Annotated in this window: 9 protein-coding genes; all 9 read left to right on the forward strand. The window is 50.2% G+C overall.

From position 1 onward, the window contains the following. The first annotated feature begins 53 nt into the window (after positions 1-53). The 9 genes from GKG43_RS02375 (at position 54) to GKG43_RS02410 (ending at position 14,272) form a co-directional block, all read left to right on the forward strand. The gene (locus GKG43_RS02375; protein ID WP_050641955.1) at positions 54-740 is read left to right on the forward strand and encodes an L-ribulose-5-phosphate 4-epimerase; all 687 of its coding nucleotides are present in this window, start codon (positions 54-56) and stop codon (positions 738-740) included. A 119-nt stretch (positions 741-859) separates the two neighbouring features. Then, the gene (araA, locus tag GKG43_RS02380; RefSeq protein ID WP_050641954.1) at positions 860-2,356 is read left to right on the forward strand and encodes an L-arabinose isomerase; all 1,497 of its coding nucleotides are present in this window, start codon (positions 860-862) and stop codon (positions 2,354-2,356) included. Between the two features lie 216 nt (positions 2,357-2,572). Further along, positions 2,573-3,751 (forward strand): M20 family metallopeptidase, encoded by a 1,179-nt coding sequence (locus GKG43_RS02385; protein WP_129878433.1) that lies wholly within the window; start codon positions 2,573-2,575, stop codon positions 3,749-3,751. Between the two features lie 140 nt (positions 3,752-3,891). Further along, positions 3,892-7,749, forward strand: coding sequence for a DNA-directed RNA polymerase subunit beta (locus tag GKG43_RS02390; protein WP_050641952.1), 3,858 nt, complete (start codon positions 3,892-3,894; stop codon positions 7,747-7,749). 14 nt (positions 7,750-7,763) lie between these two features. Further along, positions 7,764-11,390 (forward strand): DNA-directed RNA polymerase subunit beta', encoded by a 3,627-nt coding sequence (rpoC, locus tag GKG43_RS02395; protein ID WP_129878435.1) that lies wholly within the window; start codon positions 7,764-7,766, stop codon positions 11,388-11,390. A 19-nt stretch (positions 11,391-11,409) separates the two neighbouring features. Further along, a complete protein-coding gene (locus tag GKG43_RS02400) occupies positions 11,410-11,817 on the forward strand; it encodes a GGDEF domain-containing protein (RefSeq protein WP_347561924.1) in 408 nt (135 codons plus the stop codon). Between the two features lie 4 nt (positions 11,818-11,821). After that, entirely contained in the window at positions 11,822-13,324 is a 1,503-nt protein-coding gene (locus tag GKG43_RS02405; protein WP_243125804.1) for an Hpt domain-containing protein, read from the forward strand. Next, positions 13,290-13,826, forward strand: a complete 537-nt coding sequence (locus tag GKG43_RS23210; RefSeq protein WP_243125805.1) for a chemotaxis protein CheW — start codon at positions 13,290-13,292, stop codon at positions 13,824-13,826. Before GKG43_RS02405 ends, GKG43_RS23210 begins: the two co-directional genes overlap by 35 nt. Continuing rightward, a complete protein-coding gene (locus tag GKG43_RS02410) occupies positions 13,817-14,272 on the forward strand; it encodes a chemotaxis protein CheW (protein WP_025654533.1) in 456 nt (151 codons plus the stop codon). The genes GKG43_RS23210 and GKG43_RS02410 overlap by 10 nt, the downstream gene beginning before the upstream one ends. The last annotated feature ends 75 nt before the right edge of the window (positions 14,273-14,347 follow it).

Raw genomic sequence — 14,347 nt, forward strand, 5'->3', positions numbered from 1 at the left:
ATGTCTGCTTAAGCGGCAGTTAATTATTATATGATGTATTAGGAGGAATGAAGATGCTAGAAAAACTGAAACAGGAAGTCTATGAGGCAAACATGCAGCTTCCGAAATATGGCCTGGTGACATTCACCTGGGGAAACGTAAGCGGCCTGGACAAGGAAACCGGGAGGTTTGTCATCAAGCCGAGCGGCGTGGATTATGACAGACTTACCCCGGAGGATATGGTAGTCATGGATCTGGAAGGCAACAAAATAGAGGGGACATATAACCCGTCTTCGGATACCCCGACCCATCTGGAGTTATACCGTGCATTTCCGGATATAGGAGGAATCGTACATACCCATTCCGCCTGGGCGACAAGTTGGGCGCAGGCAGGCCGGGGAATCCCCTGTTACGGCACCACCCATGCCGATTATATGTACGGTGAAATACCATGTGTCAGAAACCTGACAAAAGAAGAAATCGATGAGGCATATGAAAAAAACACGGGAGTCCTGATTGCAGATTATTTCAAAGAAAAAGATTATCTTTCTATGCCGGCTGTACTCTGCAAAAACCACGGTCCTTTCACCTGGGGGAAGGATGCCTGCGAAGCGGTGCATAACGCGGTGGTGCTGGAGGAGGTGGCCAAGATGGCAGCCAGAAGCGAGATGATAAATCCGCAGGTTCTGCCGGCACCGCAGGAGCTGCAGGACAAACACTATTACAGAAAACATGGGGCGGACGCCTACTACGGACAATAATTTGAGAATATTCTGAAAACGGAGTGCAAGGGGGTCAGACCCCTCTGCAGAGGGGTCTGACCCCCTTGCGCTCTCCTTACGGGTAACTTTACGTATACTTATGAAATGGAGGTATTATCATGAAACAAAAACAGTACAAATTTTGGTTTTGCACGGGCTCACAGGATTTATACGGGGACGAATGTCTGGCGCATGTGGCGGAGCATTCCAGGCAGATTGTGGAGGCGCTGAATGCGTCCGGGGAAATTCCGTACGAAATAGTATGGAAACCAACGCTTATTACGAACGAGCTGATCAGAAAGACGTTCAATGAGGCAAATACGGATGAAACCTGTGCAGGGGTCATTACATGGATGCATACGTTCTCACCGGCCAAGTCCTGGATTCTGGGGCTGCAGGAGTACAGAAAGCCGCTGCTTCATCTGCACACACAGTTTAATCAGGAAATCCCCTATGATACGATAGACATGGACTTTATGAATGAGAACCAATCGGCACATGGAGACCGGGAATACGGCCATATTTTCAGCCGGTTGGAAATGGAACGTAAAGTAGTTGTTGGTTTCTGGGGCGATAAAGCGGTACAGGCGAAGATCGGTTCATGGATGCGCACGGGTGTGGGCGTGATCGAGAGCAGCCATGTACGTGTTATGCGCATAGCCGATAATATGCGGAACGTGGCAGTTACAGAGGGCGATAAAGTAGAAGCCCAGATCAAGTTCGGCTGGGAAGTAGATGCTTATCCGGTGAATGAGATCGCAGAAGCAGTGGCTCAGGTTTCCAGAGGGGATATCGATGCACTGGTAGAAGAATATTACGATAAATATGAAATCCTTCTTGAGGGAAGGGATGAAAAGGAATTTCGGGAGCATGTGGCAGTGCAGGCCGGGATTGAGATCGGTTTCGAACGGTTTTTAACAGAGAAAAATTATCAGGCAATCGTAACCCATTTTGGAGATCTCGGCAGCCTGAAACAGCTTCCCGGTCTAGCGATTCAGAGATTGATGGAAAAAGGCTATGGATTCGGCGGGGAGGGAGACTGGAAAACCGCAGCCATGGTTCGCATTATGAAGATCATGACCCAGGGAATCAAAGATGCCAAGGGAACTTCTTTTATGGAGGACTATACCTACAATTTAGTGCCTGGAAAAGAAGGGATTCTGCAGGCACATATGCTGGAGGTTTGCCCATCCATCGCAGACGGGCCGATCAGTATCAAGGCGCAGCCGCTGAGCATGGGAGACAGGGAAGACCCTGCACGTCTTGTGTTCACCGCCAAAGAAGGGCCGGCCGTTGCAACGTCTTTGATTGATCTGGGGGATCGGTTCCGTCTGATTATCAATACGGTTGATTGTAAAAAGACAGAGAAACCAATGCCGAAACTTCCGGTTGCAACTGCATTCTGGACTCCGCAGCCGAATCTGCAGACGGGAGCGGAGGCGTGGATTCTGGCAGGCGGTGCGCATCACACCGCATTCTCCTATGACCTGACGGCAGAACAGATGGGGGACTGGGCAGCAGCCATGGGGATCGAGGCTGTATATATCGATCATGAAACAACAATCCGCCAGTTTAAGAACGAATTGAGGTGGAACGCTCTCGCGTTCAGGAAGTAGCAGAGTTTACCACCTGACAGCAGGCCAGAGTAAAGGAAGAATAAGAAAGACCGGGGCAGCCTGGCAGTATGACAAGAAGTCTTTATGATTTCATGTAATGCCGCCATACTGCCCCGGTTTTTCTGATTTTAAGCGCGGGAAGAAGGGAGGGGGGCCTTTTAGATCTAAATCTAATATGGTATAATTAGGAAACAGTCAGTAATCGGGGAGGATGCAATGGAACACAAGAAATGGGATGCGGTTGATTTGGCCCGGGAGCTGGTGCAAAAAGAGAGTACGAATCCGGGCACATATGAAGAAGCAGTAAGCAGATTGATCGAACGGTATCTGGTATGTGCGGGAGTACAGCCGGAAAATTCTGAGGTGCTGCCAGGGCGGCGGAACATAAGGGCAGTTCTTCCGGGAAAGGTCTCCCACCCGGCGCTGGTTTTTTTCTGCCATATGGATACGGTTGTGGAAGGCTCCGGATGGGATAAGGAGGCATTTTCAGGGGAGATAAAAGACGGAAAACTTTTTGGCCGGGGAAGCTGTGACATGAAAGGCGGGTTGGCCTGTGCGCTGTCTGTTTTTGCGGAAACAGCGGCCAAGATCCGTGATAAGACCCTGGAGCTGGAATACCCTCTGGTATTTATCGGAACGGTGGATGAGGAAGGGGATATGCGGGGCGTTGAACAGGCGGTTGCTGACGGCTGGGTGACGGCAGAGGACTGGGTCGTGGACATGGAGCCTACGGATGGCAGGATTCAGATGGCGCACAAAGGGCGCACCTGGTTCGAACTGGAGATGCAGGGAATGACTGCCCATGCCAGCATGCCCGAAGCGGGTGCAGACGCAATCGCGGGTCTGGCATTTGTGATTACTTATATAAGAAAGAAAATAGCAGAGTGCCCGGTTCATCCGGAGCTGGGACGCTCAACTGTAACCTTCGGGCAGATCCGGGGAGGGTACAGCCCCTATGTAGTTCCGGATCAGTGCATGGCAACGGTTGATATGCGCCTCGTTCCCCCGGTGGATACGAAAAAGGCGGAGAAGATCGTAAGAGAGGCCGTTGCGTATGGCGAACAGCAGGTCCCGGGAGTTAAGGGAAGCTATACGGTGACCGGTGACCGGCCTTCTATAGAAACACACCCGGATTCTGTGCTTCTGGGGGAGCTGAAACGCGCCGCAGAAGAGGTGACGGGAAAAACCGTGCAAATCACTCCATTTCCCGGTTACACAGATACAGCCGTAATCGCCGGGATGCTGGAAAACACCGAATGTATGTCCTATGGACCGGGCAGTCTCAGGCAGGCTCATAAGCCGAATGAATTCGTTATTACCACAGAAATCGACAGATGTCAAGAGGTTTTTCGTAAATTAGTAAGAAATATGTTGACAATGAAAAGAGCTTTGTGATATAGTAGAAAATGCGCTATTGTGGAAAGGTATGCCATTGTAGTGACTGTCTTCACGTCACAGGGCTCTTTTCCTGATTAAGAGAACTAACGAAGGGCGACTCGTAGCCCGCCAAAAAATATATGAGGAGTGAAACGTCAATGGAGAAAAACAGAATTCGTCCCATCACAAACGGAAAAAGTTCACGCATGAGCTATTCCAGACAAAAAGAAGTATTAGAGATGCCGAATCTAATCGAAGTCCAGAAAGACTCGTACCAGTGGTTTCTGGATGAAGGACTGAAAGAGGTGTTTGACGATATTTCCCCGATCTCTGACTTCAGCGGTCATCTGAGTCTGGAATTTGTCGATTTTACGCTTTGCGAGGATGACGTAAAGTATACCATCGAAGAGTGTAAAGAACGTGATGCAACATACGCTGCGCCTTTGAAAGTCAGAGTACGGCTCTACAACAAAGACAACGATGAGATAAACGAGCATGAAATATTTATGGGAGATCTTCCGCTTATGACGAAGACCGGCACCTTTGTAATCAACGGTGCGGAACGTGTAATCGTAAGCCAGCTGGTTCGTTCCCCGGGTATCTATTACGGGATTGCCCACGATAAACTGGGAAAAGAACTTTATTCCGCAACAGTCATCCCAAACCGTGGTGCATGGCTTGAATATGAGACAGACTCCAATGACGTTTTTTATGTACGTGTAGATAGAACGAGAAAGGTGCCGATCACTGTGTTGATCCGTGCACTGGGTATCGGAACAAATGCAGAAATCATCGACCTGTTTGGTGAAGAGCCAAAGATCCTTGCAAGTTTTGGCAAAGATACAGCCGAGAACTATCAGGAAGGTTTATTAGAGTTATATAAAAAGATAAGACCAGGCGAACCACTTGCAGTGGACAGCGCAGAAAGCCTGATCACCAGTATGTTCTTCGATCCAAGACGTTATGACCTCGCAAAGGTTGGACGCTACAAGTTCAACAAGAAACTGGCGCTCAAGAACCGTGTCAAGGGACAGAGAGTGGCAGAAGATGTAGTAAGCCCTCTGACCGGGGAGATCGTTGCGGAAAAGGGAACGGTCATCACAAGGGAACTTGCCGATACCATACAGAATGCAGCTGTACCTTATCTGTGGGTAGAAGGAGAAGAAGAGTCACGTAACATTAAGATTCTTTCTAATATGATGGTAGACCTTCAGGCAATCGTAGACATTGATCCAAGAGAAGCCGGCGTTACAGAACAGGTATACTATCCTGTACTGGAGGGGCTCCTGGAGGAGAGCGGCGGAGACATCGAGGAATTAAAGCACTTAATCCGCAGAGATATCCACGATCTGATTCCAAAGCATATCACAAAGGAAGACATTTTAGCTTCTATTAACTATAACATTCACCTGGAGTACAGAATGGGAAATGACGACGACATCGACCATCTGGGCAACAGACGTATCCGTGCGGTAGGAGAACTCCTCCAGAATCAGTACAGAATCGGTCTGTCCAGGCTGGAGAGAGTAGTCCGCGAGAGGATGACCACACAGGACCAGGAAGGAATTTCTCCGCAGTCACTGATCAATATCAAGCCGGTAACCGCAGCTGTAAAAGAGTTCTTTGGTTCTTCCCAGCTGTCACAGTTCATGGACCAGAATAACCCGCTCGGTGAGCTGACACACAAGAGACGTCTGTCCGCATTGGGACCGGGAGGTCTGTCAAGAGACCGTGCCGGATTCGAGGTGCGGGACGTTCACTATTCCCATTATGGAAGAATGTGTCCGATTGAGACCCCTGAAGGTCCTAACATTGGTCTGATCAACTCCCTTGCAACTTATGCAAGGATCAATGAGTATGGATTCATCGAGGCTCCGTACCGCAAGATAGATAAGGAAAATCCGGAGAATCCGATCGTCACGGAAGAGGTAGTCTACATGACGGCGGATGAGGAAGACAATTACCATGTGGCACAGGCCAATGAGCCTCTGGATAAGGAAGGCCACTTCATCCACAGAAATGTATCCGGACGTTACCGAGAGGAGACACAGGAGTACGAGAGAAGCAAGTTTGATTTCATGGACGTTTCCCCGAAGATGGTGTTCTCCGTAGCGACAGCATTGATTCCTTTCCTGGAAAATGACGATGCCAACCGTGCGCTGATGGGATCCAACATGCAGCGTCAGGCGGTGCCGCTTCTTACCACGGAGGCCCCGGTTGTCGGAACAGGTATGGAAGTAAAGGCCGCAGTAGACTCCGGTGTCTGCATCGTTGCAGAAAAGGCCGGTGTCATTGAGCGTTCCACATCGACGGATATCACAATCCGCCACGATGACGGAACCAAGAAGACCTATAAACTGACCAAGTTTTTAAGAAGTAACCAGAGCAACTGCTACAACCAGAGACCGATCGTAGACAAAGGTGAGAGGGTGGAGGAAGGACAAGTAATTGCAGACGGTCCGTCCACTTCCAACGGTGAGATGGCTCTTGGAAAGAACCCGCTGATCGGTTTCATGACATGGGAAGGTTACAACTATGAGGATGCCGTACTGCTGAGCGAAAGGCTTGTGCAGGACGACGTGTATACTTCCGTGCATATTGAAGAATATGAGGCGGAGGCCCGTGATACAAAGCTGGGGCCGGAAGAGATCACAAGAGATATTCCGGGTGTCGGCGATGACGCGCTGAAAGACCTGGATGAGCGGGGAATCATCCGCATTGGTGCGGAAGTGCGTGCAGGGGATATTCTGGTCGGCAAGGTAACTCCGAAGGGAGAGACAGAGCTGACAGCAGAAGAGAGACTGCTGCGTGCGATTTTCGGTGAGAAAGCCCGCGAAGTAAGAGACACTTCCCTGAAGGTGCCTCATGGTGAATATGGTATCATCGTGGATGCCAAAGTATTTACAAGAGAAAACGGCGATGAACTGTCTCCTGGTGTTAATCAGGCAGTACGTATCTATATCGCACAAAAGAGAAAGATTTCCGTCGGGGATAAGATGGCCGGACGTCATGGTAACAAGGGTGTTGTTTCCCGTGTGCTGCCGGCGGAGGATATGCCTTACCTGCCGAACGGACGGCCGCTGGATATTGTGCTGAATCCGCTGGGCGTGCCTTCCCGTATGAACATCGGACAGGTACTTGAGATTCATTTGAGTCTTGCCGCTAAGGCGCTTGGATTCAATATTTCCACACCGGTATTCGACGGGGCGAACGAGATCGACATTATGGACACCCTGGATCTGGCAAATGACTATGTCAATCTGGAGTGGGAAGAATTTGCTGCTAAGCACGGCGACGAACTGCTTCCGGAAGTGCTGGAATATCTTTCAGATAACAGAGAGCACAGAAAGCTGTGGAAGGGAGTTCCGCTGACACGCGACGGTAAAGTGCGCCTGCGCGATGGCCGTACGGGAGAGTTTTTCGACAGTCCGGTTACCATCGGGCACATGCATTACCTGAAGCTGCATCATCTGGTAGACGACAAGATCCATGCACGTTCTACCGGCCCTTACTCACTGGTTACACAGCAGCCTTTGGGCGGTAAGGCACAGTTCGGCGGACAGCGTTTCGGAGAGATGGAGGTATGGGCCCTGGAGGCATACGGTGCATCCTATACTCTGCAGGAGATCCTGACCGTGAAGTCCGATGATGTTGTCGGACGTGTGAAGACGTATGAAGCCATCATCAAGGGCGAGAACATCCCGGAACCAGGCATACCGGAGTCCTTCAAAGTACTTTTAAAAGAGCTCCAGTCACTGGCGCTGGATGTACGCGTACTGAGGGATGACAATACAGAAGTTGAGATTATGGAAACCGTGGATTATGGCGAGACTGATCTGCACTCTATTATCGAAGGCGACAGAAAATACCGTGATGAAAACGAACCTTACGGGGAGCATGGATTTACGGAGCAGGAGTTTGTTGGAGAAGAACTTGAGGACGTGGAACCTGAAGAAGACGACTTTGACGATGACGCCGATGTCGAATTAGATGAGTTTGTGGATGACGAAGAATAGGAGGAGCCATTTATATGCCAACAAGTAATAATGAACAACAATACCAACCGTTAACATTTGATGCGATCAAAATCGGGCTGGCTTCACCGGATAAAATAATGGATTGGTCAAGGGGCGAGGTAACAAAGCCGGAGACCATCAACTATAGAACATTGAAACCTGAAAAAGACGGGCTTTTCTGCGAAAAGATTTTCGGACCAAGCAAGGACTGGGAATGCCACTGCGGAAAGTACAAGAAGATCCGCTATAAAGGCGTGGTCTGCGACCGATGCGGAGTCGAGGTGACAAAGGCTTCCGTGCGCCGTGAGCGCATGGGACATATCGCCCTGGCGGCGCCGGTATCCCACATTTGGTATTTTAAAGGAATCCCGAGCCGTATGGGCCTGATCCTGGACATTTCACCGAGGACACTGGAGAGAGTGCTGTATTTTGCCTCCTACATCGTTCTCGACAAGGGTGAGACGGATATGCAGTACAAACAGGTACTGTCAGAGGCCGAGTACCAGGAAGAAAAAGAAAAATGGGGCTATGGTTCCTTCCGCGTAGGAATGGGAGCCGAGGCGATCCAGGAACTTCTGCAGGCAATTGATCTGGAGAAGGAATATACCGAACTGCAGGCGGGGCTTACCAATGCCACTGGACAGAAACGTGCGAGAATCGTAAAGCGTTTGGAAGTTGTAGAGGCATTCCGGGAATCCGGAAACAAGCCGGAGTGGATGATCCTGACTGCAATTCCGGTCATCCCGCCGGATCTGCGCCCTATGGTACAGCTGGACGGCGGACGTTTTGCGACATCCGACCTGAATGACCTGTACAGGAGAATTATCAACAGAAACAACCGTCTGAAGAGACTGCTGGAACTGGGGGCGCCGGATATCATTGTCCGCAATGAGAAGCGTATGCTGCAGGAAGCAGTAGATGCCCTGATTGATAACGGCCGCCGCGGCCGCCCGGTAACAGGACCTGGAAACAGGGCGCTGAAGTCCCTGTCCGACATGCTGAAAGGTAAATCAGGACGTTTCCGCCAGAACCTGCTCGGAAAGCGTGTTGACTATTCCGGACGTTCCGTTATCGTGGTTGGGCCGGAGCTGAAGATCTATCAGTGCGGTCTGCCGAAAGAGATGGCAATCGAGCTGTTTAAGCCATTCGTTATGAAAGAACTCGTAGCGAACGGGACAGCGCACAATATAAAAAATGCGAAAAAGATGGTTGAGAGGCTTCAGCCAGAGGTATGGGATGTGCTCGAGGAAGTGATCAAAGAGCATCCGGTTATGCTGAACCGTGCCCCCACGCTGCATAGGCTGGGAATTCAGGCATTTGAGCCGATCCTTGTAGAAGGTAAGGCGATCAAGCTGCATCCGCTGGTATGTACGGCTTACAACGCCGATTTTGACGGTGACCAGATGGCGGTCCATGTGCCCCTGTCAGTGGAGGCGCAGGCAGAATGCCGTTTCCTCCTGCTTTCACCAAATAACCTGCTGAAACCGTCGGACGGCGGCCCTGTTGCCGTTCCTTCCCAGGATATGGTGCTTGGTATCTACTATCTGACCCAGGAAAGACCGGGAGCAAAGGGCGAGGGCATGTTCTTCAGGAGCGTGAGTGAAGCCATCCTGGCCTATGAAAATGAATATATTACCCTGCACTCCAGAATTAAGGTCCGCGTAAAGAAGACCATGCCGGACGGAAGTGAGAAGGCAGGAGTGATTGATGCAACACTTGGAAGACTGCTGTTTAACGAGATTATCCCGCAGGATCTGGGGTTTGTAGACCGCGAGGCCGAAGGCAGCGAGCTGCTGCTGGAAGTAGACTTCCACGTGGGTAAGAAACAGCTGAAGCAGATTTTGGAAAAAGTCATTAATACCCACGGCGCAACACAGACTGCAGAGGTTCTGGATGATGTAAAGGCGATCGGGTACAAATACTCAACAAGAGCGGCGATGACCGTATCCATTTCCGATATGACCGTGCCGCCTGAGAAGCCGCAGATGATCGAGGCAGCACAGGATACTGTGGACCGGATCACAAAGAACTACAAACGTGGCCTGATCACAGAGGAAGAACGTTACAAAGAGGTAGTCGAGACCTGGAAGGCCACCGATGATAAGCTGACGGAGGCCCTGCTGTCCGGTCTGGATAAGTATAACAACATCTTTATGATGGCCGATTCCGGAGCCCGTGGTTCCGATAAGCAGATCAAACAGCTTGCCGGAATGCGTGGTCTGATGGCGGATACGACAGGCCGTACCATCGAGCTGCCGATCAAGTCTAACTTCCGTGAAGGGCTGGACGTACTGGAGTACTTCATGTCTGCGCATGGAGCCCGTAAGGGTCTGTCCGATACAGCCCTTCGTACAGCCGATTCAGGATACCTGACAAGACGTCTTGTCGACGTGTCACAGGAACTGATCATCCACGACAGCGATTGTGCGGAGGAAGGCAAAGAGATTCCAGGAATGTATGTCAGGGCATTCATGGATGGAAATGAAGAGATTGAGAGTCTCCAGGAGCGTATTACAGGTCGTTTCTCCTGCGAGGATATCAGAGATAAAGACGGGAATATTCTTGTGAAAGCGAACCACATGATCACACCAAGACGTGCGGAGAGAGTCATGAAAAAGGGCGTGAATGAGAAGGGCGATCCGTTAGATATGGTAAAAATCCGTACCATTCTTACCTGTAAATGCAAGAACGGTGTATGCTCCAAGTGTTATGGGGCAAACATGGCTACGGGCGAAGCGGTGCAGGTCGGTGAGGCCGTTGGTATTATTGCCGCACAGTCTATCGGCGAGCCTGGTACACAGCTGACCATGCGTACGTTCCATACGGGTGGAGTTGCCGGTGATGATATCACACAGGGTCTTCCCCGTGTCGAGGAGCTCTTTGAGGCAAGAAAGCCGAAAGGCCTTGCTATTATTACTGAGTTTGCGGGGACTGCAACCATCAGTGATACAAAGAAAAAGCGCGAGATCATCGTGTCAAACGACGAGACAGGCGAATCCAAGGCATATCTGATCCCATATGGTTCACGTATCAAGGTACAGGACGGCGCGAAGCTGGCAGCCGGTGACGAGCTGACAGAAGGTAGCGTGAACCCGCATGATATCCTGAAGATTAAGGGACTGCGTGCCGTACAGGATTATATGATCCAGGAAGTGCAGCGTGTATACCGTCTGCAGGGGGTTGAGATCAACGATAAGCATATTGAAGTTATTGTGCGTCAGATGCTGAAGAAGATCCGTATAGAGGAAAGAGGAGACAGCGAATTCCTGCCCGGAACCATGGCAGATGTTCTGGAATTCACCGAAGTGAATGAACAGCTGCAGGCAGAAGGCAAAGAGCCTGCAACAGGCGAACAGATCATGCTTGGTATTACCAAGGCATCACTTGCAACCGATTCCTTCCTGTCAGCGGCATCCTTCCAGGAGACGACGAAGGTTTTGACAGAAGCAGCAATCAAGGGGAAGGTAGACCACCTGATCGGTCTGAAAGAGAATGTCATCATCGGGAAACATATTCCGGCCGGTACCGGTATGAGAAAATACCGAGACGTGAAGTTGAGCACGGAGCTTGAGCTTGATGATGAAATTGACTTTGATGAAGAACTGGAACTTGACGAAGATCTGGTCTTTGATGAAGAATAAAGAATAAGAAACAGGCCCTGTGAGAAGGCCAAAGAGGAAGATACTCTTTGACGCTGATCACGGGGTCTGTTTTTGTGATGAAGCGGGCGATATGGCGCTGGTCTGTATCGCGAATATAATGGATGGAATCTGCAGGGATTACAAGGTTGTGCGCTGGGGCGGCGAAGAGTTTCTGGTGGCATTGTTTAATGTGACGGAGTCAGAAGCATTTCAGATCAGTGAGACAATCCGTAAAGAGGTCGAAGGATTTCAGATAACCTGTGGAAGTGATACATTTTCCTGCACCATTACGCTGGGAATGCATGTTTACGGACGGCAGGAAGGGATCGAGGAATGTGTGGAAAAGGCAGATCAGGCCTTATACTATGGTAAGAGGCATGGGAAAAACTGCAGTGTATGGTATGAAAACATAGAACAGGCGGAATGAGAATATGGGATTTTTTGATGCGGATGCAGAAGAGATGTTAGAGGTATATTTGCTGGAGGCAGAACAATTGACAGGGCAGCTGAGTGCTGTCCTGTTGGAGACTGAGAGGAAAAATGCCTTTGCAAAAGAAGATATCCACAGTATTTTCCGTGTAATGCACACGATAAAAAGTTCATCCGCAATGATGGGGCTGAAACAGCTTTCCTCTCTGGCGCATAAGGTGGAGGATTTATTCTCGTATTACAGGGAGCAGCAGGGGGAGATCAAAGAGGTGCCTTCGGACTTGTTTGACCTGTTGTTTGCCGTGCTGGATTATATGGAAGATGAGCTCAAACGCATGGATCAGCCGGATTATGCCCCGGCAGATACAAAGGTTCTGGAGGAGAACGCTGACGCATATCTGAGCAGGATCAGCCATGGACAGTCTGCAGAACCGGAGGAGGCAAAGGAAGAGGCCCCCGGCACGGAACAGGATGTGATACCTGCCCAAATGGCAGAAAAGAATGGGGTTATCGTGAAGGTTCTGTTTGAGGAAGGGTGCAGAATGGAGAACGTCAGAGCCTTTATGCTGATCCTGCAGATGAAAGGAATGTGCAGCGATCTGGAGACATATCCTCCAGATCTGGAGCGCTCTCCGGAATCTTCCGGTATTATCAGTGAACAGGGGCTGTTTATCCGTTTTGAAAGCAAACGCAAAGAAGAAGTGCTGGAGATTCTGAAGCGGGGGCTTTTTGTGGAATCGTGCAGGGTTATCCAGGAGCGCCTGCCCGCGCCGGTGCCGGAAGAGACGAACCAGCAGGACAGGGAAGCCGCAGAGAATAAAGAAGTAGAATTTCTTAGTGGGCGAAGCGACAGACTGGACCACCTGCAGAATCTGACAAGAGAGCTGCTGATACACATGATGTCCCTTGAGAACCAGCTGGAATCCAGCGGGATGGACGATATCAGGGAAGGGCCTGCACACCAGCTGGAACGCCTTATCAGTGAGGTGGAGCGGACGGTGATGGAGATGCGCATGGTGCCTCTCGAAAAGATTGTGCCGAAGCTTAGGCGGATTCTCAGGGACATCTGCAGAGATGAAGATAAGGAAGTGGAGTTTGTTGCCAACTGCGGGGATATCGAAGCGGATAAAAGTGTGGTGGACTATGTGTCTGAAGCTCTGGTACATCTGATCAGAAATGCAGTGGACCATGGAATCGAATCTCCCGATGAACGGACAGCCGCAGGAAAAGACTGCCGGGGAAAGGTGATATTTTCCGTGGAAAGCAACGTGGGGGAGGTGTTGATCTCTATAGCAGACGACGGACGGGGCCTGGATCAGGAGAAGATATGCGGGAAAGCAAAAGAAAGAGGCATGCTGACAAAGCCTGTGGAAGAGTACAGCCGTCAGGAGATTCTGGATTTGATCCTGCAGCCCGGCTTTTCCACGAAAGAGGAAGTGTCTGAGTATTCCGGCCGCGGCGTGGGGATGGATGTGGAAAAGCGTACTGGAAAGTGCGGGAGGTAATGTTTTCATTGAAAGCGAGCAGGGCAGGGGAAGTACCTTTACGCTGTCTGTTCCGTTGACGCTGGCTACCATGGAATGCATACGTTTCCGTGTGGGTGCTTACCGCTTCTCCATGCCTGCACGCTATGTGTATCAGTTTCTGGAGTATGGAGAAAATAAAAAAAATACACAGGAGAATCAGGGCTGTTCCTACATTCTGTTTGAGAACAGAATGGTACCCATGATCGACTTACGGAAGTTCTACCGCCTGGAAGGAGAGACGCCGGATTCGGCAGTGCTTGTCTATGTGCGGGGTACGGAAAAAGAGGGCTGCATTCTGGCAGAACGTATGTATGAACAGAAGAGAATTGTGGTAAAACAGCTGCCTGCCCTGTTCGGGGTGGATTTCAGAAGAAAGACCGGAGTCAGCGGCATGAGTATTATGGGAAACGGCAAGGTATGCACAGCGCTGGATCTGGAGATGCTGTTTGGTTTATATGAGAAAGGGAGCCTATGGAACTAGAGAATACAACAGAATTGCTCTGCATTCAGGGCAGAGAAAGAAAATACGCTTTTGAGTTTCCTTATATCACAGAGATATGTCCCGGGCTGAAAATCTCGAAAATCCCCTGTCTTCCAAAATACTTTACTGGGGTATGCAACTATAAAGGAATGATAATACCGGTGATTCACACGCAAGACATGGAGGAAAAATCGTTGGCCAGACATATTGTCATTGTCTGCCAGTACCGTGATTATCAGCTCGGTATCGAATATTGGGGGGAGCCTTATATCCTCTCTGCAGAAAACTGCAGGGAGATCCAGAGGCCGGAGGCCGAGCCGCGCATTGAGGTCTGGATAGAAAAGGCAATTCTACAGGCGGAAGAAGAACTGTACACGGTGGTGGACCTGGAAAAAACAATCTTGAATCTGGCCCGGTATTTCCAGGAAGAATATCTCCGGATTTAGAAGCAAGTACCGGTCGTAAAATACATGAGCCGGGCTGTGCTGGATTACCAGCACAGCCCGGCTCATGGTTTCTGT

This window comes from Eubacterium sp. BIOML-A2 (assembly GCF_009680135.1).
Lineage (GTDB): Bacteria > Bacillota > Clostridia > Lachnospirales > Lachnospiraceae > Faecalicatena > Faecalicatena contortus_B.